The organism is Brucella sp. (assembly GCF_032066345.1).
Taxonomy (GTDB): Bacteria; Pseudomonadota; Alphaproteobacteria; order Rhizobiales; family Rhizobiaceae; genus Brucella; species Brucella pseudogrignonensis.
Genome location: NZ_DAMBKZ010000010.1, coordinates 121,682 through 144,791, shown reverse-complemented (window position 1 = coordinate 144,791; position 23,110 = coordinate 121,682). Strand labels below are relative to the sequence as shown.

The following is a 23,110-nucleotide window of genomic DNA, read 5'->3' as shown; positions in this document are numbered from 1 at the left end:
TGCCTGAGATGAAAGAGTTATTAGGCGAACCAGCGAAGCTGTTCCGCATCGATTGCAATGCCCACCGGAACACCCGGAGAATGACGAGCGCTGTCGAGATAGGTCAGTTCGTGACCTTCATGCTGCGAACCGATGCGGACTGTTGTGAGATGCCCATCACCGCGGAACTGCGTGCGCAGAACAGTGGCCGGAATAGATGCGTCATTCATTTCGACACTGCGAACCGAGCGTGACGGCAACAGCACATGTGTCGCCTTCGCGGGCGCGGCATGGTGCGACAGGTGGATTTCAGTTTGCGCTATGCGATAGCCGGCATTTGCGCGTTCAACAGGCATCACACAGCCAAGCCGCAGAAAATCCGCAACTGCTGGCGTAGACGGCTGAGCAACAAGCATTTCGGGTGCTGCAAGCTGTTCGATAACGCCCGCCCGCATAATTGCAACCTGATGCGCCAGCGAGAAAGCCTCGCTTTGATCATGCGTCACATAAATTGCGGTAAGACCAAGATTGGCGACGAGCTGGCCGATTTCGCTGACCATGTTTTCGCGCAATTCACGATCAAGATTGGAGAGGGGCTCGTCAAACAATACGAGGCCCGGCTCGGCAACGATTGCACGCGCAATCGCCACGCGCTGTTGCTGGCCACCAGACATATCGCTGATTGAGCGATCGCCGAAGCCAGTAAGACCAACGCGGTCGAGTGCAGATTTCACACGCGCTTCGCGCTCGGCACGCCCGACACCACGCATTTCGAGCGGAAACGAAACATTTCCATAGACCGACATGTGCGGCCAGAGTGCGTAGTCCTGAAACACCATGCCGAGGTGACGCTTTTCAGGCGGCGCAAAACGACCGCTCGCCGCATCAGCAACCTGCACACCATTGATCGTTACAGAACCCCTGGTCGGCGCAAGCAAACCGGCTACGAGACGCAGAAGAGTTGTCTTCCCACATCCTGACGGGCCAAGCAGAGCAAGCGTCTGGCCTTTTGGCAGTGCCAGATCAATGTTCTTGAGAATCGTATTGCTGCCATAGGCGAGGCTTAAACCCTCTGCCTTTACAGCTACATCCGCGTGTATTTTGGTTTCATGTAACATAAGCGTGCTATCTGAATGGTTTGCGCGCTTCTATTCCGCCTGCGTGACAGTCAGATGACATCAGCGTTCACAATCCACTGCAAGTAAAGGGAATCAGATGCCCGATCAGCACATGACAAAATTTCTTTTCTTTACGTGAAGACAACCCTGCAAACGAAAATACAAGTCAATATGAACATCTATAAATAGTACAATATCGATTTTTATTGTTTAATTTTGACATTTTAAGTTGAATAAAAACTGCAAAAGCTAATGATTTTAACGAAAACTGCACCAATATTCACCAGCATGATTGCTATATAAAATTTTCTAACAATTCCACCAAATGAACATTGATATGAATTTGGAATACCCATAGAATTCCAAATCAGTGAAGTGAAATAGATACATATACTTGTGATGCGAACAACATCGGAGGACGGCTGATATCAGTCTGTTTTCGGCATACAGGAGGGAATATGTGTATTAAGTTTAGTACGCTTGTAGCTTCTTTGGCGGCGGCAGTTCTATCTCCGTCAATCGTCTTTGCTCAGACAACAACTGCGCAGTTTACAGTGCAGATAACGATTGCTGGCGCCTGCCAGATCAATTCAGCGACCAACATGGATTTTGGCTCTCATGGGGTGCTCACGACGAACACCGATGCGACCAGCCTTGTTACAGTGCAATGCACAAACACCACGCCCTTTAATCTGGCACTCAGTGCTGGCAGCGGCGGCTCAGGCGCAACAGTTACCAATCGCCTTATGACAGGCACTGGCGGCGCAACAGTTACGTATTCTCTTTATAGGACAGCTGCGAGAGACACTGTCTGGGGCACAACTGTCGGCACCAACACACTCGCGGGAACTGGCACCGGCGCACCGCAACAGTTCACTGTCTATGGCCGTGTGCCACCTCAGAACACCCCCGCGCCGGGCGTCTATACCGATACGGTAACGGCGACGATCACGTACTGAGCATAAAGGAAAAATATCATGCGTAGTCTAGTGTTAGCGGCGGCATTACTTGCCGGTCTGCACGTAACTCCTGCGTTTTCGCAAAGCGTATCGTTGCGTGTTTCACCGGTGCTTGTCGATCTTAGCGCGCCGACGGCAGCATCGAGCGTACGTATATCCAATGATGCGAAACGCCCAATCAGCGTGCAGGTAAGAATCTTCAAATGGAGCCAGAGCAACGGCGTTGACACCTATACCCCGGCCACCGATGTCGCAGTAAGCCCGCCAATTTCACAGCTCAAACCGGGCGGTGAAAATATGGTTCGCGTGGTGCGTACATCCAAGCGCCCCGTCAAGGCCGAAGAAAGCTATCGTTTGATTGTCGATGAACTGCCAAGTGCTTCCAGAAAGAAATCCGGAACCGTTACCTTCGTCGTTCGGCATTCCATTCCGGTATTTTTCTCGCCGCCGGAAAATTCCGGCGCTGCTGTAGCCTGGAGCGCACAGCCAAAGTCAGGCGGCTATCAGGTAACAGCACGCAATACCGGCGACAAACGGCTGCGCGTTTCCGATCTGGCTGTAAAAAGCAAAGGCGGCGCATCAGTCGCACAGCAAAAGGGACTTGTCGGATACGTCCTGGGTAATTCCAGCGCTTCCTGGTTCATACCGGGAACAGGTGGCAATCGAGGTGGTGGCTCGCTGATAATCTCGGCACAAAGCGAAGCTGGCCCGTTTAATGCTCAAGCGAACGCTAGGGGCGGTTGACCTTGCTGTTCTGACGATTGCCTGTCTGACGATCTTCTCAGCCTTTCCGAAGGCTGCGGCTCAGGATTTGCCACCCCCGTTGGCGGAATTAAATCATTCTGACAGCGAATTTCTGGAGCTGCAACTTGAAGTCTTCGTGAATGGTTCGCCTAGTGAGTTGATTGCTGCCTTTCGTCAAACACCCGATGGGCTCCTTTTGATCGAGCCAGAGCAACTGAAGAATGTGGGCATCAAGCCTGCGAAAGAAGCAATAAGAGAGGATGGCTGGGTTGATATAGGTCGGCTACCCGGTGTGGTGGCGACTTATGATGAAGAAAACCAGACTGTGAGTTTTGACGCAGTGGAGGGAAGCCGTGCGGCGCGCGTGATCGACGCGCAGGCTGACGACGTTCCGCCCACAGAAGAGGAGGAAAAGCCTGTCATAACCAGCAATATGGGAGGGTTGGTCAACTACACCATCTATGGCTCGACTGGCGGCCCGAAATGGGACGACCTCACATCATTTCAGGGTGTTTCCAGCTTGCTTGAAGGCCGATTGTTCGGGCCTTACGGCATTCTCACCTCATCTCAAATTCTAAGCTCGTCAGATGCGGAAAACTTCGGTACGACGCGCCTTGATACGCGGTGGTCTTACTCCGATCCAGATCGCCTGATGACCTATAATGTTGGTGACATCATCTCCGGCGGTCTTTCCTGGACCCGCCCTACCCGTCTCGGTGGCATACAGATACGCCGCAATTTTAATCTTCGCCCTGATCTGGTGACGATGCCTTTGCCCGAGCTTTCAGGTTCGGCAGCAGTTCCATCAACTGTCGATGTCTATGTCGACAATGCCCAGCGCGCGTCACGCTCGGTGCCGTCCGGTCCATTCTCCATTACCAATCTGCCGATTGTGACCGGCTCAGGCATGGCGCGGCTGGTTGTGCGCGACGCACTCGGCCGCGAAACGGTTTCCGAAACCCCGTTCTATGCGTCGTCCGATCTTCTGGCGAAAGGACTAGCAGATTTCTCCGCTGAAATCGGCTTTGCGCGTCGCTATTACGGCGTTGAGTCAAACGATTACGATGAAAGGCCCGTGGGTTCAGCGACGCTGCGCTATGGTCTCACCAATCAACTGACCCTCGAAGCCCATGTCGAAGGTGCCGAAGACTTTTACAATGGAGGCGCAGGTGGCGTCTTCAATATCGGCACTTTCGGCATTGGCTCCGTAGCTGCATCTGCCAGCCGTTTTGGGGACGAGACAGGCTATCAGGTTGCGGCCAGTCTTGAAGCCGAACTCTGGGACATCAAGTTTTTTGCGAGAACACAGCGGACTTTCGGTGACTTCAACGATATCGCTTCCGTCACCGCCGATATCGCAAAGTTCGGACTTCCATCAACAATCTATAGTGCCAAACCTCCGCGATCGCTTGATCAGGCGTCGGTTTCCCTGCCGCCGATATTTGAAAATATGAACCTCAATTTTTCCTATGCGCAGCTTGAAACAGCCGACTTTGACAAATCCCGCATCCTCAGCATGACGGCAACGAAGGGGATCAGGGAGAAAGGCAACGTCTTTTTATCAACCTTCACGGATCTGGAACGCAAAGGATCATTTGGTGTCTTTGCGGGCCTGTCATGGACATTGGACGGCAACATCACAGCCTCAAGCGGCATATCATCAGACGATAAAGGCACCAGTGTCACTGCAGAGCTGATGAAATCAGAACAACCAGTCGTTGGAAGCACAGGCTGGCGCGTGCGAGGTTCCTATGGTCAGAACGACATCGTGGCGGCGAGCGGAAGTTACCGCAGCGCCATTGGCCGCGCGGAAGCAGGCGTCGAAAAATATAACGATAATGTCCGGGCCAACGCGCAGTTTGAAGGCTCGATTATTGCGGCCGGAGGCGGCGTGTTCTTATCTAACCGCGTCGATGATGCCTTCAGCGTGGTAGATGTTGGCGCACCGGATGTCGAGGTGTTTTATGAAAATCGCCCCATTGGAAAAACTGACAAGCGCGGTAAGTTCCTGGTGACGGATCTCCGTTCTTATGAGGCTAATGCCATCTCTATCGACCCCTCGAACCTGCCGCTCGATGCCAGCGTTGAAACAACCCGCCAGGTCGTTCGTCCAAGTGATAGAAGTGGCGCGGTCGTTGATTTCAATGTCTCTGCCGAGAACACGCCGGTTCTTGTGACCGTCCGTGACGAGGCAGGCGAATATATTGAAACAGGCGCTTCAGCTAAGCTCAACGGTAGCGAGGATACAATCGTTGGCTATGAGGGACAGGTCTATATCGAGAATGCCGCCAGTTCCAATACGCTTAGCGTACAGCAATCAAACGGTGAAAACTGCACCGTCACATTCAATGCCCCTGCAACTACAAGCGGACGCACCACAATACCTGATGCCGTGTGCCGGAAAGACCAATGAGAAAACAATTTCTGACGATCATTGCCACGATATTCCTGAGCCTGACAGGTATGAGTGTAGCGCTCGCTCAAACTTGTACGGCCAGCATCACCGACATGAATTTCGGCACCGTCAATCTCCAGTCAGGTGCTGCGGTGGACACAACAGCAACATTGAGTGTCACCTGCACGAGTTCACTCAATCTCGCCCTTCTTATGCGCTTGTGCCCAAACCTTGACGCCGGTAGCGGCGGAAGTTCTGGCGGCAATCGCCTGATGTTGAATGGCACTAATAATTTGACTTACCAATTTTATCAGGATGCGAACCGCACGATCCCGTGGGGCTCATCGACAAACACGACTTTGGGAACAGTACCTCCAATTGATGTTGTCGCTCCTATTCTGGGTCCGGGAACGGCAACCCGCACGATTTATGGTCGTATTCTGGGCTCGCAGGCATCGAAACTCGCAGGGACTTACCTATCAACATTTGCTGGTGGGCAAGCGCGCGTAAACTATGTTCGCTATCTGTTGGGAGCACCTGACTGCTCGACGGTTGTAGACAACCCTATTCAACCAACCTTTACCGTTCAGGCAAACATCAACCGCTCCTGCACCGTTTCCGCAACAAACATCAATTTCGGCTCACAGAGTAATCTCCTCAACAACGTCGATGCAACGGGCACCCTGACCATCAACTGCACACTTGGACTGCCATACAGTATTGCTTTGAGTGGTGGCCTGAGCAATGCTCAGCCTACACAGCGCAGAATGACACTTGGGTCAAATGCGATCATCTATGGACTTTACTCAAATGCTGCCCGCACCGTGGCATGGGGCAGCGCTGCAAACCAGATCGTTCCCGGCACAGGAACAGGGGCAGTGCAAAATGTTACTATTTATGGCCGCGTTGCACCACAAACAACGCCCACTTCAGGCACTTATACGGACACGGTAATCGTCACTATCAATTACTAAAAAAGAGCCCGACCATTAAGGCCGGGCCAAGTTCACGACGGACGGAGATAGGTAAAACTATCAGTCGTGTTTATGTTCTGTGTGCTTGTGTTCCTCGTGCTTGTGTCCCTCGTGGTTATGGCCTTCTTCGCCTTCATGGACCTTGCCGGAACCACCAACCGCAACGATATTAAAAGGCTTGCCCTCAACCTTGATATCGCCAGCCTTTTCAAATGAAACAGCATTGACGAGGTGCAGCTTGCTCTGGAGAGGATCGCTCACCACAACGTTGTCTCCCGCGACGGCGATGCGCGGACGCGGATCGCTCCAGTGACCATCCATCGAGTAAGGCTCGGTCAACTTGATGGAATGAATGATTTCACCCTTCAGAATATCGATCTGGTGCAGCTGGCCGTCCTCCGTGAAGACATAGGCAAACTTTGGGCGCACCGGATCGACAGCAAAATGCACGCGACGGGTCGGCAATTGCACGAGACGGAAACCACCATCCGCTTCAGATGGATCAACCAAAACGATACTGTCAGGTCCGTAGTTGCCCGCGAAATACTGCAGACCCTTGCCGCCGATCAAAGTTGAAGCGCTGGCTTTAGGCAGCGATGGATCATAAGGAAGATGCTTGATGACAGGCTTTTCGCCGTCCTGCGAGATCAGCAACAGGCCGGTATCACAGGCAAGAGCATAAATGCTTCCCGATCCGGCAGAACCGTGCAAGCCGGGGCAAGCAACGTCTTCACCAACCTTATTCCCATCAAAGTCAACAATTCGCGCACCGATCGGACGCTTGGATGCATCGTCCGGATTTGGGATCGTGACGACGGCATATTTATCATAAGGAACGGCAACGCCATGGTGTGCAGCACCAACGCTGGCCGTTTTCACATCCAGCTTGCCATCTTCAACGGCCTTTTCGGTGAAAAAACGTGCCTGGTCTTCACCGTCGAACCACTGAGCTATATTACCCTGACGTTCGACAAAATGCGCAGGCTTCGTTCCCGTCAGCGATACGTCCAGAAGCTTTGCATCATCGATATCGATATCTGCATGATCGCCGTGATCGTGGAACGAAATTCCCGATGAAATCGCTGAAACTGTGCCGTCAGCACCCTGTACGGCATAAACAGTCTCACCGCTTTCGCTGCGATAAAGCGAAGCCGGGCCTTTCACCTTGAAGCTGGCAAGCTTGTCGCCATCAAGCGCATCAATCACGTTGACGACAGGCTCTGCATGATCCGAGACAAAGAGCCGCCATGCGGTTACGTCATCCTCTGCTTTCGCGCTTCCGCCAGCCAAAACCGCTGCCATGGCAATCGCCGAGGCTGTCAGCATAAGCTTCTTCATAGAACTCTCCTATTTAATGATATTACATAACATTCAAAGCCACAGCCGTAGTGATATGAGCTGCGCTTATTGGGGGATGATTGCGTTGCGAATGGTTTCGGCATTGTGCCGCATCATGTCGATATAAGTCGCGGCTGGACCATCAGCGGCAGACAGGGCATCCGAATAGAGAACACCACCAAGCTTGAGCCCAGATTCAGATGCGATTTGTTCGACAAGCCGGGAGTCGGCAATGTTTTCTGCGAAAACTGCTGAAGCGTGATCTTGTTTGATATCACGAACCACGCCAGCAACATCGGCAGCTGACGCTTCAGATTCCGTAGAGACCCCCTGTGGCGACAGGAACTTTATGCCATAGTCATTCTCAAAATACCGAAACGCATTATGAGCGACGACAACCACGCGCTTTTCCTGCGGAATTGACCCGACCGTATTCTTGATTTCGGTATCCAGCTTGTCGAGATCGGCTTTATAGGCAGATGCATTCTGCTTGTAGGTATCGCAACCATTCGCATCTGCCGCACAAAAGGCATCGGCAATGTTCTGCACATAGACCTTGGCATTGCCGACCGACTGCCATGCGTGCGGATCAAAGGGCGCTTCGTGGAACACAGCCTTTGTGCCGTAATAGTGGTAGTGACCGCCATGCGGATCGCGCAATATATTCGCACCCTTGGTTGCTTCGAGGATGACTGCTTTCGTTTCGCTCGCCTCAACGAGACGGGACAGAAAACCCTCAAGCTGCAGCCCGTTGACCAGCACGACATCAGCTTTTGCCATGGCAATAGCGTCCGAAGGCTTGGGCTCATAAACATGTGCATCACCATTTGGACCGACCAGTGTGCGGAGTTCAATGCGATCTCCGCCAACCTTTTGCGCCATATCGCCAAGGATGGAGAAGCTTGCGATGACATTCAGCTTCTTATCCGCAGCCATGGCTGGGAGGCAGATTGACGCGACCGCAATACTGGTCGCAAGGGCAAGTTTCCATTGCCTCATCATTTGGTTCGTCCTTCTTTCAATTAAGCTATTCTATGCGCGCGCCGGGTTCGCCTCGTGAGCAAAAGCCCGCGCGTTCCAGCAATCACCGACACGAAATAAAGTCCTCCGGCAGACAGGATGATTGCCGGTCCTGATGGCAGAGAGAGGTGGTAAGACAACAGTAGACCGAACAGAGACGCTGCCAAGCCGAACAATGTCGCCAGAATGCACATTGTCTCGACCCGGTTGGCCCAGAACCGCGCTGCCGCAGCAGGAAGGATCATCAACCCAACCGAAAGCAGCGTTCCCAGCGCCTGAAAACCTGCAACGAGATTAAACACCACAAGCCCGAGAAAGATGAAATGCACGGGAGAACCCAACCGCGAGACCGAACGCAGAAACAGCGGATCAAGGCACTCCGCGATCAATGCCCGCCAGAGAATTGTCAGCGCGGATAAGGTCACAATCGCAGCCAATCCGATGAGAACCAGCGCATCATTATTGAGTGCCAATACTGTCCCAAACAGAACATGCATGAGATCAACACTCGATCCGCGCATGGAGACGAGCAGCACGCCAATCGCCAATGAAATCAGATAGAAAGCAGCCATGGAGGCATCTTCTTTCTGGATTGTCAGTCTGGACACGACGCCTGCGGAAAGTGCCACGATGACGCCTGCAATCATTCCGCCAATCGTCATGGGGACAATTTCCAGTCCGTAAAACAAGAAGCCTGCAGCAGCACCCGGCAGGATTGCATGGGACATCGCATCACCAGTCAGGCTCATGCGTCGCAGCATCAGATAGACACCTACCGGGCAAGCGCTGATCGAGAGCATGATCGCACCAGCCAAGGCACGCTGCATAAAGGCAAATTCGAGAAACGGGCTTATAAGCCATTCATGAATTGCTGACATCAGGCGGCTTCCCTGCCCGACAGAGCGGCATGTTCCTCATGCTTGGTGTTCCCCACATCGCACCAATGCGCCGTCTCATCCCATGCTTCGTTGAAATGCCGGGCGCGTACCAGATTTTCTGATGTCAGCACTTCGCGTGTGTTACCCCAGGCAACGGGTCGGCGCGCCAGAAGCAATGCATCCGGAAAATGTTCACGCACCAGATCGAGATCATGCGCGACCACCAGCACCGTGCGCTTTTCACGATGCCACGCCCTGATAAGCTCTATCAGATCAGCGACCGTCTTTTCATCGACTGCATTGAATGGTTCATCCAGCAAAATCAGATCAGCATTCTGAACCAGAACACGCGCAAAAAGTGTACGCTGCAACTGCCCCCCAGACAGACTATCAAGCGAGCGGTTTTCGAAGCCCTTGAGCCCCACCGCAATCAGCGCATCAGCCAGAGCCTTGCGGTCATCGGCAGTACGACGGCCCAAAAGCCCACGCCTGGGCCACAAACCAAGCCCTACCAGATCAATAACGCGTGCGGGGAAGGAACGGTCCAGTTCCGATTGCTGCGGCAGGTAAGCAATGCTCTTTCCTTCCTGGACAATGCAGCTTCCCGCCATGGGGCGAAGAATACCGGCAATGCCCTTCATCAAGGTCGATTTCCCGCAGCCATTAGCGCCGACAATCGCAGTCAGTGAGCCAGTTTGGATTGCACCGCTGAGATGGTGAACCGCCGGGTGGGTGTTATAGCCAAGCGTCAGATCGCGAAAAGTCAGGCAGGCGTCACTCATAAGCTCAGGCATTCTTTCAAAATTGGGACATGGTCAAAACCAATATTTGTAATGTTATTACATTAATATTCACATTCGCAAGTGTTGAATTCGAAAATTCACAGCCGATAGCCAAATTGAGAAATACGCCATGCAACTTAAAATAGAGAAAAGCCTAAATATGTAACGATAAGTCTATTTTCAGTAATAAAAGGAATTTTTCATAAAAATTGCAGCCAAAATTCTGGATATTATTGTCAAAAGATGGATAATACCAAGCCTATCCATAGATCACCTCAGCACAGTCCTGCGTGCAAAAAGGTGGCAACAATCAGAACACCAGGCAACACAAACAAACTTCGGGGCCAAGTTTGGACAGTATCGGTGAGTCTTACCGTATCTATTCGGAAGCAGACTGCGCAGACGCGTCAGCTCTGGACTGGCCCTTTGCCTGTGCGATGGATCTTCTGAAACTCCCTATCGACACTGCGATAGCCGAGTTTCTTCGCTTTGTTGGCGATGTATCCGGTGCAGATCGAGCCTGGATGATCGAATATGGACAAGATCTCCTGCGTTTTCGCAATACGCATGAATGGTGCCGCGTTGAAACAACCTCTTATCTAGAAGAGCTTCAGGAAACACCCACAACACTGATAGCGTGGCTGCATCGTTATCTTGCAGCGGGCAGTGCTGTCGCGGTCAACAATGTGCATAATCTCCCGCGCGCAGCACGGGCGATACAGGTCGAGTTCATTCGCCAGGGCAATAAGAGCATCCTCAGCATCCCGATCTTTCATAACGAGCGTTTGCGCGGGATCATCGGCTTCGATACCACGCATGAATACCAGAACTGGTCCGGCTCAGAGGTAAAGGCCATGTTTCATTGCGCAAGACTTATTGCGCAGGCGCGTTATGCCCCACGCGAAAACCACATGCCGGAACCGGAAATCACCGACGAGACAGCAGCACTTGTTTATCTGAGAAAACGCGGCGTTGTGCGTGGTGTCGGCCCTGAAACCATCGTCGGCGTGCGGTCTGCAGGAAACTACAGTGAAATCTGGCTCAGCGATGGTTCAATGGTGCTTGATTCACGCGCACTTGGCATATGGATGAGCATATTGCCGGAAAGCCTCTTCTTCCGAGTGCATCGCACGGCCTTCGTAAACGTTCTGCATGTCTCGGATGTTGATCGCAGCAAGCCGGATAAATGGTTGATCAAAATGCGTGCAATCCAACAGGCGTGGCCTGTGTCGCGGGTTTATAGAAAGCCACTGCGTGAACGCCTCGGCGTGTAATACAACCTGATCATTCAACATTCAAAACACAAAGACCACTCATCCAACGGGCAGGTTGATTCATCCTTCTGTTATTGCTCGGGACAAGGCTTGTTTTCAATGCTTGCGGCATCAAAATAGCGACGCCAGTTTGTGAACAGGAGATCAACATGCGTTCGAGCCAATCGTTTGACTATCGCACTTCAAGCCTTATCCGCGCTTTGCTGATATCGAGCAGTTTGGTCGTCATGGCGACCCAGCAATCCAGTGCTGAGGACCTCGCTTTAAAGGACGCCGTCTCCATGACCGGCATGGCACTGTTCCTCAATTCCGGCGCGCCAGCACTCACCATCGCAGTGGTTCGCGGCGACGAAAGTATCGTTCAAGGTTTTGGCGAGACCGTGCCCGGCAACGATACGGAGCCAAACGGGAAATCGATATTTCGATTGGGTTCTATCTCGAAGGTGTTTGCAACCGATGTGCTTACCTCGCTGGCAGCCGATGGTAAATTGAAGCTGACAGACCCGCTCGCGAAGTACTCTCCAGATGGCGCAAGCGTCAAGCAGACGGGTCGACCAATTACATTACTTGATCTTGCCACGCACTCTGCAGGCTTGCCACGCGAGCTTGCAGATCCGAGCGCGAAACCTTCCGACAATCCGTTTGATGCCTTTAATCGCGACTATTACTGGAAATGGATCGGATCAAATGCACCTGCTTACGTGCCCGGCACGACCACGCTCTATTCCAATTTCGGTTATGGACTTATGGGGGATGCACTCGCCAAAGCAGGCAATAGCAGCTTTGCCGATCTGCTGAAGAGTAGAGTATTTGAAGCTGCGAGCATGGCTGACACAACAACAGCGCTGAACGACGAGCAGAAAAAGCGCATGATGGTTGGCCTTGATCCATTCAACAAGAATGATCCGAACAACATCGTACCAGACATCATGTATGCCAGTGCCGGTGTTTATTCGACGGCCGATGACATGGTGAAGTGGATGCAATGGCATCTCAATCCAACCGCTGCAACAATGGAAGCACACACGCTCGACCATACAATGTGGTTACCTTATGACGGCCTCGAACGTGTCGTTGGCACGGAAGTGACCGGCGGGGAAGGAATGGGCCTCGGCTGGGTTGTAACGATGCCGCGCAACGGTACACCTATGCTTCTGGGTAAGAGCGGAGGCCTCGGCGGCTTTATGACTTATGTTGTACTTTCACCCAACCGTAAACTCGGTATTTTCGTCGTCGCAAACCGCGTTAATTTTGGGATGTTCAATGATATTCGCTCAAGCGTTCACGAACTTGCTGCAGAGCTTGGGCCACAATAGCCCAAGCTCGCGTTTCTACCATTTGTAACGAAGCACGCCTTTGCCAGCATAATTGGCACTGGAAGCGGAAAACTCGGCATCAAAAGCTGCTCCGAGTGAAAGGCCATTGGTCCAGCTCATCTCGGCTGAAATGCTGGCAAGTCCAACATCTTTGGGCTGCAATGCGCCATTGACCACAAAGCCTGCTCCGGGCAGGGCGTTTATTGCAGCGAAAACATTTCGCTCATTGTTGAAATTGCGGGCCCAAGCAAGGCGTCCACGGGCTGTAAACACACCGTCGGAAAGCGCGATAGACTTGTCGAGGCTCAAGCCCAGTTCGCTGCGTCCAACCGTTTCCTTTTGAGAAGAATAGCTAAGCGCATAGGTGTCACTGCCTGCATAGGCTTTTTCCGAATAGGATGGCAGATCGAAACTCACAAACTGGCCTGCAGCATAAGGCGTTATGCCGAGCCATGGCGTTTCAAAGCGATAGCCAGCCTCAAGTCGCCCCGACCATGAACTGGCACGATAGCTGCCTTTGAGCTGATCCGCTTCGTAGAATGAAACTGTACGTTCGGTATCAATGCTCTGCCAACCATAAGCAAGGGCACCAGTGATATAGGCATTGCCAATATTATGTCTGCCGTAGATACCTGCCTGGAACAGATCGGAGTCGCCGCTACCCATGCCATCTGCGAGGCTGAATTTGGTGCCTCCCCCAGCAACTGCAAAGCCGATGATCGTATCGGGCGAAACCAGATAGTCCGCGCCAACAGCTACGCCATAAACGCGACCGCGAGTATCATGCGAACCTATAGTCGCATTGCCATCGGTTGAACGAGCGCTACCGTAGCCAGCACCCCAAACACTCCAGCGATTTTCAAAAGCGCTCGCATCCGTTGTTTGTGATGTTGTGATACGTCCGGCTCGACCCGTTACCAGCGGATCGGCAAGCGTATTCATAAACTGGCTCATAGCATCAACGGTGGTTTGCTGCGCTGCTGTTGCAAGTTCTCCGGAAACCGCGCTCAGCCCATCCACGTCTAATGCTCCGAAGGCGACGGAAATCTGGCCGTTCTCGTCAAAGTAGTTGACGAGCGCTGTCGAAACATTTTGCTGGTTTACATTCAAACCACCAATGCTCATTTCGAGATCAAGATAAACATTATTGGCATCATATCGCAGAAGCGAGGCGAAATTCTCTGGCAGATCTGTTGTTACTTCTTCGCCAAAGGTTGTGCCTGAAAGGCCACCGTTCGCGGAGAGAATATTGTAACGCTTCATTATGTAAGCGCCCGGGTCAAACATAGCGTGCACAGTGGCACCGCCCAAATCCGCCTTTCCTGAAACATTGACCTTATCTGAATTGGTCGGTGAAACCTCAACCTGATAAGTGGACGATGCGGTAAGCTGCAGATCACCTACTACGTTTAAGGTGCCGATTGAATTGCCGGGTGCAAGTGTGCCGCCATTGACAAAGGTTTGCCCGACAGTACCGTTGCCGCCAAGTTCCGCACCTTCGTAAACTGTTGTCAATATTGAAGAATCGATGGAACCATTAACGGCAAGCCGCCCGGCCAGTACATCAGTTGCCCCTTTGTAACTGCTATCTCCTGTGAGAATGACAGCGCCTTCGCCTTTCTGCTGAAAGCCGCCAGTCCCGCTGATTTTCCCTGCAAATTCAAATGCGTCAGAGCGATTGAAGGCCAGCGTTCCATTATTGGCAACATCGCCTGTGATCCAGCCTGATTTGCCACCGCTGCCGATCTGAAGCGTACCGCTCTCGATACTCGTGCCACTTGTATAGTAATTATCGGCATCAAGGGTAAGTGTGCCGGACCCTGCCTGCACCAGTGCGCCGGTGCCGACGATCAGACCTGAAAAAGTATAATCATCGCTGCGATTGAATGCGAGCGTGCCATCATTGAGCACGTAGCCACCAATCGATCCGGTTTCGCCGCCGTTACCGACCTGTAACGTACCTGAAGTGATGAATGTGTTACCGGTATAGCTGTGATCGCTGGTCAGGATGGTTGTCCCCGAGCCTGCCTGAAGAACCGCGCCTTCTCCGGAAATGACGCCGTTGTAAGTATAGGTGTTTGAGCGATCAAAGGTCAGCAGGCTGTTGTTAGCGATATTGCCTGTAAGGGAGCCGGTCGTGCCTCCATCACCAATTTGCAATATGCCGCCAGCAATTACAGTTCCCTGACCATAGGTGCCATTGCCAGAGATGATGAGCCGTCCGGCGCCATCTTTGTAGAGCGTGCCCAAAGATCCGGTTACTGGGCCGCTTAATTCGAGTGTTGTGCCGAAGATTGTATTGATTGTGGCATTTCCAACCAAAGTCACCTGACGATTAAGCTCGATATCGGCAAGAGTTATCAGCGCAGTGTTATTGTTGATTTCAAGTCTGGAAGAGCCAGAGTTAAGCCCAATGTTCCGTGCATCGGAGATCGCAAGCGAGCCACCGTAAATTGTGGTGCTGCCGTAATAAGAACTATTGCCGGTAAGCACGAGCATTCCGCTGCCGGTTTTGATCAGATTGCTGTCAAAGTTGTTGCCGGTTATTCTTCCAGCGAAAATAGTATCGGTATCCTGCGCGATTGTGAGTGTGGAAGCATTAATCGAAATTTCGCCGTCACTTCCGATCAGCGAACGCATCCGCAAATCCATACCATTGAGGTCGAGCAAGCCGCCCGTGATCACATAGTCGGAGTTGTAAGCGATCGCCGAATAGTTACCCTCTTCGATACGCAACGTACCGTCGTTAATCCAAGTGCCACCGGACCAGCTGTTAGTTCCACTGAGCAGAAGCGTACCGCCGCCATCCTTGAATAACATGCCATCGCCGGTAACGCCGCCCGAAAGCTTCATTTCTTCGCCGAGGAGAACATTAATCGTCGACACGCCGCCAAGCGTTATGGCCTGGGTCATGTCAAAGCTGTTCGCGGTTCGCAGCATGGCATTGTCGATAATGAGAGTATTGCTCGATGCACCAAGGTTCTGCATCGAGGCTATTTGAAGTATGCCACCGCTGACGTAAGTATTGCCGCTATATGTGTTGTTTCCCCATAGAACGAGCAGGCCGTCTCCGGTTTTTTCAAGACCTGATGTGCCGGTAATATCGGCGCTGATCACAGCCCCTTCATTGTTGAGGACACGTATTTCCGGCACATCAATTTCAAGACCGGGACCGCTATAGCCCACCAGATTGAGTGTCGCACCCGAACTCCCATCAATTCTGTAATTGCCGCCCGCAAACTGCAATCCGACCGCTGATTGAGCGCCTTCAATCGTAACCAGACCACCAAACCCTCGGAAGATGGCATAGCCATGGCCCCATGTTGTGTCAGCCGTACCGCCAATTGGGTCTGACCAGTTCTGGCTTGCAGTGTTCCATGTGCCATCCTGATTGTTACCACCAGGAATGCCGCCATCCCACAGCTGGAGAATATTCAGCCCCTGAGGACTGACAAGCAGGTCAACTGACCGCGAAACGGAAGTGTCGATGGCATAATTGTAGCCAAAAGGTGTGGTGTCAGGCGTTGAACCTACATTCAGTCCGCCATTCTCCTGCGTAAGGCTACCTGTATAGGAGATCAAGCGATGATAACCGATTGCTGGTTCACCTGAGATATTCAAGGTCGTACCATTCAAAGCAACGTTACCGTTAACGACAGTTGTTGCGCTGGTCGCTATCCCACCAACGGCGAGATTATAATTATAAGCCGCGCCGCTATTAAACGTCGCATTGCCGTTTACGATGAGTGAGGCTGTATCGCTTGGTAAAAATGCCCCACCGGAATTCAGTGTGAGATCACCATTGATGGTCATCGACCGCGTGCCGCTCGGTGCAAGAGTGCCACCTGCATTAATGATTGTCGTTCCGACCTGACCTGAACCCTCCAGACGACCGGCATCGCTGACCGTCAGCGTACCACCGAGTTTTGCTCTTTCGGCCATGTTCAGGGTACTATTGGTGATGGTCGCATTGCCATTGAAAAGCGAACTGTCACCCGTCAGTTTCGTTGTTCCCGAAAGAAATTTGAGGTTTGCAAAACCCGATATCGACGCATCAAAACTGTAGTCAGTTGCATTGTGATTAAAGACTGCGTCTGTAAAGGGAGCGAGCAGAAGATCACTTCCGACGAAGAAGCCTGGTGCTACTGCGTTCTCTCCTTCGGCAGCGCCGATATTCACAACACCATAGGCCCCATGATCACCAACATCAATAAAGCCACGCGGAGCGCCGATGGTCGCGCCATCTGAAATAGTCAGTGAGCCATGTCCACCATCATTATCGACATTGCCGCCGCTGACAAAGATTTCTTGCGCGGTCCATTTTGTACCTGTGCCAGTGACGACAACAGAGCCTATTGAACCAGAGTTTCGTCCGATAGCAACTTTACCGGACTGAACCTGTGCGCCGTCAGAAACAGTCATGGTTCCCTGACCGGAATCGCCAACGGCCAACATGCCACCTACAGTGAGTTTCGACTGCGAGCTGGTAATATTGACCATACCCGAGACAGAATTATTCTCGCCGATCAGCAGATCTTTTCCAACTTTGACAGTGCCACCATCGGAAATCTCAAGGCTGCCTGTATTGATATTGCCAACGAGAAGAGACTGATCGACAGTCCATTTCGCGGAATCTGCAGTGCCGTTTCCATTGACGGCAACTTCACCACCATCAATAAAACCGATGTCGGATAGTAAATCAGACTGGTTTCCAAGCACCAAACGGCCAGCACTAACGCTCACATCTGCAAAGCGTGAACTGGATTTTCCGTTGAGTGTCCAGGTGCTTCCATCCTGCTTTAGCAAACGGCTCAAACCCAAATATTGGGTTCCGATCGTTGTGAGATCAAAGGTCGCATTCTCACTACCTGCCAAGGAAAGCATGACATCAGTGCCCAGATTGACTTCACCGACCAATTGATAGCCATTGCGAAGCTGCAGCACATTGTCTGTACCATTGATGGAAACAGCGTTTGCGCGTGTTCCATCAGAACCAAGACCGCCGGAAACTGTTCCTGCAACACCAACGATGGATTGAGATGCAGAACCTTCAATCCCAATGCCACCAATGGAGCCGTCGCCGCCTTGAATAACTGCGCCTTTACCGACATCTATTCGCAAGTCGGCGCCAGAGTTGAGCCATATGCCCTGACCGCCCTTGCCCGCCAGACCTGGTTTGCCATTGCTTGGCGACATCGTGCCTTCCTGGACTGAACCATGGTCTCCACGAAATCCTCGGTCTCCGCCCTGCCCACCTTTAACGCTTGCGCCTTCGCCCAGAATGATATGGCTATGATCCGCATTCAGGCCACCCAATACAATGCCAGTTCCGCCAACCCCGCCATTGCCACCATTGCCGCCGTTACCAAGATTATAGTTGCTGGCGTAATCGCTGTTACCACCCCAGCCGCCATTACCACCTTTACCGCCGCTGCCACCCGAAACGGCCGTGCCAGCTGTAAGGTAGAGGGATGCAATATAGCCGCCTGCTAAGATGCCCGCGCCGCCATTACCGCCATTACCGCCTGAACCGCCGTCACCGCCAACGGCATAATTCTTGCTCGCTTTGGTTTCGCCAGCCCCTCCATCACCGCCATATCCACCGTCGCCGCCGGTGCCCCCAGTAATATTGGCTGAAATATTTGCGGCAACCTGATCGGCAGGCAGGTAACCTTGCGTGGACGATGTAAAATACAGTCCGGCTCCACCACCGCCACCGCCGCCGCCTGCGCCGCCGCCGCCGCCGGTCCCATCCCAGTATGACGAAAAGAGGAAATATGCTGCTGAATAACCTATCCCGCCAACGGCACCATTTCCACCTGTGCCACCAACGCCTCCAACCATAGAGTTGGAAATATTATGAACAAGTCCCGATGGGAGTGGCGATGGAGAGCCGCCACCTCCACCGCCACCGCCACTTCCCCCGTCATGGCCGAAATTGCCCGGTGCCCAAATCCAGCCTTTTCCGACACCATCCGCACCCTTCGTACCGTCGTGACCCGGGCTGTTATACGACCCACCCACACCTCCGCCCCGGGCATGTGGCCCGCTTCCACCATGCCCGCCGATACCACCGGATGCCGCGGTTGCGTTCTTTCCACCGCCTCCACCGCCTCCACCGCCTGAATAAGAGGTGGCAGCGGCCCCAGACCCCCCTGCCCGAGGAGGGCTGATTGCATGCTGCCCACCAGCTCCTCCCCGCCCCGAAACCTGCTGGGCTGACGTCGGGCTTGTTGACAAAATTAGACCAGAAAAAGCCGCTACAATAGCGATCATGGCAAGAACGCACGGCATAGCGGTCGACGCCTTGAGCTCTTGCATTCTCAATTGAATATTGGGCGTTAAAGGAACAACGAAGTTTGCCTGTCCAAGATGGTGTTGAATATGAGTATTATTCTTCCCAAAAACAAAAACAGTCATTCCGCCGCCCCGAAATATATTCAAATCGGCATTCATGTTCTGATCTGTTTGCCTAAATCAGCAATAGCTTTAGGACCAATCGACATGCGGGTTCTATGAATCGACAATTCTGCAGTGTTAAAAGAAAATCCTCACCATCGCATAAGACGGTGAGGGGCAAACTTTCAACGGCAGTAAGGCCGAAGCATGACTTCAGCCACTACATTTCAGCAATTCCGATTAAGCAAATACCGTTGTAATCGCTTTTGCCGTTGCATCAACGACCTTATCGGCTTCTTCGCGTGTCAGGCAGAGTGGAGGTGCAAAGCCAAGGATATCGCCCTCCGGCATGGCGCGAGCAATGACGCCGTTGGCCAGAAGTGCCGTCGAAACCTGTGCACCGATCTTCAGCGAAGCGTCAAAGAATTTACGATCATCACGATCATCGACAAACTCAACCGCCGCCATCAGACCTTCCCCGCGCACATCACCGACATGCTTGTGACCACCAATTGCGTCCTCAAGCGCCTTACGGAAATAGACACCAGTCGAGCCTGCGTTTTCAACAAGGTTCAGCTCATCAATTAACTTGAGATTGGCTATACCTGCAGCTGCACAGATCGGATGCGCTGAATATGTCCAGCCATGACCAATTGGCCCCATTTTATCCGATCCTTGCACCAAAACCTGCCACATCCGATCGGAAACAATCGAACCCGAAAGCGGGGCATAGGCCGAGGTCAATCCTTTAGCGATAGTAATGAGGTCCGGCTTCATTCCGTAATGATCAGAACCAAACATGCTACCAAGCCGGCCAAACCCTGTGACGACTTCGTCGGCAACAAGCAGGATATCATATCGATCCAGAACAGCTTGTATCTTTTGCCAGTAACCAGCGGGTGGTGGTACAATGCCGCCCGTGCCCAGAACTGGTTCGCCGATGAAGGCTGCAATTGTATCGGGTCCTTCAGCCAGGATCATCTCTTCAAGCTTGTCAGCACAATGTTGCGAAAACTGCTCTTCGCTCATGGAGCGATCCTCGCGACGGAAATAGTAAGGTGACTCTGTATGAAGGATCGGGGCACGCGGCAAGTCGAAGGCATTGTGGAAGGTTGCGAGGCCGGTCAGGCTACCTGTCATCACGCCTGAGCCATGATAGCCACGCCAACGCGAGATGATTTTCTTCTTTTCCGGACGACCAAGAATATTATTGTAGTACCAGATCAGTTTGATGTTTGTTTCGTTGGCATCCGAACCTGAGAGACCAAAATAAACACGGCTCATATGCTCAGGCGCACTATCTATAATCATTTTGGCGAGCGTGATCGATACTTCAGTGCCATGCCCCACATAAGCATGATAATAGGCAAGCTTACGCGCCTGTTCTGCAATCGCATCGACGATTTCCGTGCGGCCATAACCAACATTGACGCAATAGAGCCCCGCAAAGGCATCAAGACTTTTACGACCATTCACATCAGTGATGTAAACGCCTTCACCACCTTCCAATACGCGTGTTGGAGTTTCACCACGAGCATGCATTCCCATATGTGTAGAAGGATGGAAAAAATGATCGCGATCCCAGGCAGTGAGTTCATTACTATTGTTCAACATGGTCATGTTCCTTTCTAATCGCCACGTTTTCACGCGGCGGTATCAATGCAGAGATATTTGAGTTCGGTGAAAGCCTCGATGCCCTGATGAGAGCCTTCACGTCCGAGACCCGATTGCTTCCAGCCACCAAATGGGATCGGAGCGCCGGTAATTTTCGCGCGATTTATTGCGATCATTCCATATTCCAGTGCGCGGCCCATGCGTAGCTGGCGTGCACCATTTGTGGTCACGACATAAGCGACGAGACCATATTGCGTTGTATTAGCGCGTGCGATCACCTCGTCTTCGTCATCAAAAACAGACATTGCCGCGACCGGGCCAAAAGTTTCCTCATGCATGATTGCAGCATCATCGGGCACCTTGGTCAGCAGTGTTGGTTCGAAGAACAGAGATTGTTTCTCAATACGGTTGCCGCCAATTTCGATTTTGGCACCACGTTTGACTGCGTCGCGAACATGCGCTTCAATTTTGTCAACGGCCCGACTATGCATCATCGGGCCAATTTCGACATCCGCATCAAGACCGTTGCCCACCTTCAAAGAGTTTATGCGCGCGCCAAAGGCTTTAGTGAACGCTGGAAGAATACTTCGCTGGACAAAAATTCGGTTTACCGCAAGACAATCCTGGCCAGATGTTGCAAATTTGGCAGCCATAGCAACATCGACCGCGCGCTCGATATCGGCATCATCAAAAACAATCAGAGGTGCATGGCCACCAAGCTCCATCACCAGACGCTTGAGAGTGGCTGCGCATTTTGCGGCAATGAGTTTGCCAATTTCCGTAGAGCCTGTGAAGCTTATTGCACGCACGCGTTCATCCCGACACAATGCATCAACAATTGGCTCAGCTTTTCCTGTAATGACATTGAAAAGACCTGCTGGCATTCCGGCACGTTCCGCGAGCTCAGCCAATGCAAGCGCCGATAACGGTGTCTCTGACGAAGGATGCACTACAACCGAGCAACCTGCAGCAATAGCTGCTGCCGCTTTGCGAGTAATCATTGCGCTTGGAAAATTCCACGGGGTCACCAACCCTACAACACCCAGTGCTTCTGGCCGCACCAGCATTTCGGCATTGCGCAAGTGGCTTGCTATGGTCTCACCATTAAGCCGTTTGCCTTCTTCGGCAAACCATTCGATGAACGCAGCGCCATAGTCTATCTCACCACGGGATTCATTCAGCGGTTTGCCTTGCTCCAGTGTCATCAGCAAAGCGAGATCTTCGCGATTTGCCAAAATGAGCTCATACCACCGACGTAAGATCGCAGCCCGCTCTTGAGGCAATTTGTTGCGCCACTGCGGGAAAATCGCTTGAGCTGCATCAATAGCAAGATTGGTTTGAACTTCGTTTAAACTAGCCACTCGCGCCAGTCGCTTTCCCGTAGCCGGATCAGACAAAGCAAAAGTCTCGGCCTTATTGCCGGCAACCCAACGGCCGTTGACATAGCTCAATTCGCGAAAGAGATGTTTGTCCCGAAGCCTGTTAAGCCCGTCATGTTGTGTCGGATGATCCAGAACAGCATTCATTGTGCTTCTCCCAATTCGGGAAGAAACATCTCATATTTTGAGCCCATATTCGGACCAAATGCGCATTCGGGAACAGTAGGATTGGTCTAAAATTTGTTGGTTAAACAGATCGTTTAGACTATTCGATATCGTCTGCGAGGATCGACAACGGCGTTCCAGTTCTCTCGTCTTTTACCAGCTTGGTCACAATGTAAGTGAAATAGCGCTCTATACCTATATTCTGGTCAAGAAGGCGATCGATGAGGCGTTGATATGCATCAACGTCACGCGCCATAATCATCAGGAAATAATCAACGCCTCCCCCGACAGACCAGCACGAAACAATCTCAGGAATGACCGAGATCGCGCGCTCGAACCGGTCAAAATCACTCTGACGATGATTGCCGAGCGTAATCTGCACCATGATATGCGCGATGGGAGCAATTTTGCGAAAAGCGATACGCGCATGATAGCCTATGACAACACCCGCCTCTTCAAGCTTACGCAGCCGCAGCCAGCAAGGGGTTGGCGACAGTCCGACTTTTTCGGCCAACGCAATCTTAGTGATCCGCGCATTTTCCTGCACAGCTTCGAGAATACGAAGATCAACAGCGTCTAGCTTGAGTGCGGATTTCATTCAACCGGTCCAATGTGAGTGCGTCTATGCCCCACTCTCATTGGCATGGTCGCCACCACCATTCAAGAGCAAGCCACCGAAAGTCATTTCAGATCTTAATTGTAATGATCCAATATAATTATTGACATGATCTATTTGGTCTACCAATCTTAGTCTCAACGATAAAAAGTAAGCATAT

15 protein-coding genes are annotated in these 23,110 nt (G+C 52.2%); 6 read left to right on the top strand and 9 right to left on the bottom strand.

All coding sequences use genetic code 11. The features are described from left to right. Positions 1-20: 20 nt before the first annotated feature. Positions 21-1,097, bottom strand: coding sequence for an ABC transporter ATP-binding protein (locus tag RT142_RS14295; RefSeq protein WP_200638039.1), 1,077 nt, complete (start codon positions 1,095-1,097; stop codon positions 21-23). Between the two features lie 458 nt (positions 1,098-1,555). Here RT142_RS14295 and RT142_RS14290 point away from each other — a divergent pair, with 458 nt between their 5' ends. From RT142_RS14290 to RT142_RS14275, 4 genes are read left to right on the top strand one after another with little or no spacing between them, the layout of a single operon-like run. Continuing rightward, the gene (locus RT142_RS14290; RefSeq protein WP_112813949.1) at positions 1,556-2,056 is read left to right on the top strand and encodes a spore coat U domain-containing protein; all 501 of its coding nucleotides are present in this window, start codon (positions 1,556-1,558) and stop codon (positions 2,054-2,056) included. A gap of 18 nt (positions 2,057-2,074) precedes the next feature. Then, positions 2,075-2,800 (top strand): molecular chaperone, encoded by a 726-nt coding sequence (locus RT142_RS14285; protein ID WP_084479862.1) that lies wholly within the window; start codon positions 2,075-2,077, stop codon positions 2,798-2,800. Further along, on the top strand, positions 2,772-5,213 hold the full coding sequence (locus RT142_RS14280) for a fimbria/pilus outer membrane usher protein (protein ID WP_313029459.1): 2,442 nt from the start codon (positions 2,772-2,774) through the stop codon (positions 5,211-5,213). Before RT142_RS14285 ends, RT142_RS14280 begins: the two co-directional genes overlap by 29 nt. Further along, complete coding sequence (locus tag RT142_RS14275) at positions 5,210-6,169, top strand: spore coat protein U domain-containing protein (protein ID WP_113158988.1); 960 nt, start codon at positions 5,210-5,212, stop codon at positions 6,167-6,169. The genes RT142_RS14280 and RT142_RS14275 overlap by 4 nt, the downstream gene beginning before the upstream one ends. A 60-nt stretch (positions 6,170-6,229) precedes the next feature. On the opposite strand, the gene aztD is transcribed toward RT142_RS14275, so the two are convergent. The 4 genes from aztD to aztA all read right to left on the bottom strand — a co-directional run bounded on the left by aztD (position 6,230) and on the right by aztA (position 10,187). Beyond that, positions 6,230-7,507, bottom strand: coding sequence for a zinc metallochaperone AztD (aztD, locus tag RT142_RS14270; protein WP_313029454.1), 1,278 nt, complete (start codon positions 7,505-7,507; stop codon positions 6,230-6,232). 66 nt (positions 7,508-7,573) lie between these two features. Next, positions 7,574-8,509: a zinc ABC transporter substrate-binding protein AztC gene (aztC, locus tag RT142_RS14265; protein WP_007879949.1), complete on the bottom strand. Its 936-nt coding sequence runs from the start codon at positions 8,507-8,509 to the stop codon at positions 7,574-7,576. 20 nt (positions 8,510-8,529) lie between these two features. Next, positions 8,530-9,405: a zinc ABC transporter permease AztB gene (aztB, locus tag RT142_RS14260; protein WP_105519845.1), complete on the bottom strand. Its 876-nt coding sequence runs from the start codon at positions 9,403-9,405 to the stop codon at positions 8,530-8,532. Then, on the bottom strand, positions 9,405-10,187 hold the full coding sequence (gene aztA / locus RT142_RS14255; protein WP_313029449.1) for a zinc ABC transporter ATP-binding protein AztA: 783 nt from the start codon (positions 10,185-10,187) through the stop codon (positions 9,405-9,407). Before aztA ends, aztB begins: the two co-directional genes overlap by 1 nt. A 350-nt stretch (positions 10,188-10,537) precedes the next feature. Here aztA and RT142_RS14250 point away from each other — a divergent pair, with 350 nt between their 5' ends. Both RT142_RS14250 and ampH read left to right on the top strand, forming a co-directional pair. Continuing rightward, positions 10,538-11,461 (top strand): GAF domain-containing DNA-binding protein, encoded by a 924-nt coding sequence (locus tag RT142_RS14250; protein WP_105519846.1) that lies wholly within the window; start codon positions 10,538-10,540, stop codon positions 11,459-11,461. 149 nt (positions 11,462-11,610) lie between these two features. Next, positions 11,611-12,777 (top strand): D-alanyl-D-alanine-carboxypeptidase/endopeptidase AmpH, encoded by a 1,167-nt coding sequence (gene ampH / locus RT142_RS14245; RefSeq protein WP_105519847.1) that lies wholly within the window; start codon positions 11,611-11,613, stop codon positions 12,775-12,777. 15 nt (positions 12,778-12,792) lie between these two features. Here ampH and RT142_RS14240 read toward each other — a convergent pair whose 3' ends face one another. The 4 genes from RT142_RS14240 to RT142_RS14225 form a co-directional block, all read right to left on the bottom strand. Beyond that, complete coding sequence (locus RT142_RS14240; RefSeq protein ID WP_313029443.1) at positions 12,793-19,071, bottom strand: autotransporter domain-containing protein; 6,279 nt, start codon at positions 19,069-19,071, stop codon at positions 12,793-12,795. Between the two features lie 345 nt (positions 19,072-19,416). Continuing rightward, positions 19,417-20,790: an aspartate aminotransferase family protein gene (locus tag RT142_RS14235; protein ID WP_313029440.1), complete on the bottom strand. Its 1,374-nt coding sequence runs from the start codon at positions 20,788-20,790 to the stop codon at positions 19,417-19,419. A gap of 29 nt (positions 20,791-20,819) precedes the next feature. After that, positions 20,820-22,316, bottom strand: a complete 1,497-nt coding sequence (locus RT142_RS14230; RefSeq protein WP_313029438.1) for an NAD-dependent succinate-semialdehyde dehydrogenase — start codon at positions 22,314-22,316, stop codon at positions 20,820-20,822. A 118-nt stretch (positions 22,317-22,434) separates the two neighbouring features. Further along, complete coding sequence (locus RT142_RS14225) at positions 22,435-22,932, bottom strand: Lrp/AsnC family transcriptional regulator (protein ID WP_113158993.1); 498 nt, start codon at positions 22,930-22,932, stop codon at positions 22,435-22,437. Positions 22,933-23,110: the final 178 nt, after the last annotated feature.

Excerpts from the sequence above, each read along its gene's own strand:
- RT142_RS14295 (WP_200638039.1), bottom strand. The coding sequence starts at position 1,097 with ATGTTACATGAAACCAAAATACACGCGGATGTAGCTGTAAAGGCAGAG.
- RT142_RS14290 (WP_112813949.1), top strand. The coding sequence starts at position 1,556 with ATGTGTATTAAGTTTAGTACGCTTGTAGCTTCTTTGGCGGCGGCAGTT.
- RT142_RS14285 (WP_084479862.1), top strand. The coding sequence starts at position 2,075 with ATGCGTAGTCTAGTGTTAGCGGCGGCATTACTTGCCGGTCTGCACGTA.
- RT142_RS14280 (WP_313029459.1), top strand. The coding sequence starts at position 2,772 with ATGCTCAAGCGAACGCTAGGGGCGGTTGACCTTGCTGTTCTGACGATT.
- RT142_RS14275 (WP_113158988.1), top strand. The coding sequence starts at position 5,210 with ATGAGAAAACAATTTCTGACGATCATTGCCACGATATTCCTGAGCCTG.
- aztD (WP_313029454.1), bottom strand. The coding sequence starts at position 7,507 with ATGAAGAAGCTTATGCTGACAGCCTCGGCGATTGCCATGGCAGCGGTT.
- aztC (WP_007879949.1), bottom strand. The coding sequence starts at position 8,509 with ATGATGAGGCAATGGAAACTTGCCCTTGCGACCAGTATTGCGGTCGCG.
- aztB (WP_105519845.1), bottom strand. The coding sequence starts at position 9,405 with ATGTCAGCAATTCATGAATGGCTTATAAGCCCGTTTCTCGAATTTGCC.
- aztA (WP_313029449.1), bottom strand. The coding sequence starts at position 10,187 with ATGAGTGACGCCTGCCTGACTTTTCGCGATCTGACGCTTGGCTATAAC.
- ampH (WP_105519847.1), top strand. The coding sequence starts at position 11,611 with ATGCGTTCGAGCCAATCGTTTGACTATCGCACTTCAAGCCTTATCCGC.
- RT142_RS14240 (WP_313029443.1), bottom strand. The coding sequence starts at position 19,071 with ATGCCGTGCGTTCTTGCCATGATCGCTATTGTAGCGGCTTTTTCTGGT.
- RT142_RS14235 (WP_313029440.1), bottom strand. The coding sequence starts at position 20,790 with ATGTTGAACAATAGTAATGAACTCACTGCCTGGGATCGCGATCATTTT.
- RT142_RS14230 (WP_313029438.1), bottom strand. The coding sequence starts at position 22,316 with ATGAATGCTGTTCTGGATCATCCGACACAACATGACGGGCTTAACAGG.
- RT142_RS14225 (WP_113158993.1), bottom strand. The coding sequence starts at position 22,932 with ATGAAATCCGCACTCAAGCTAGACGCTGTTGATCTTCGTATTCTCGAA.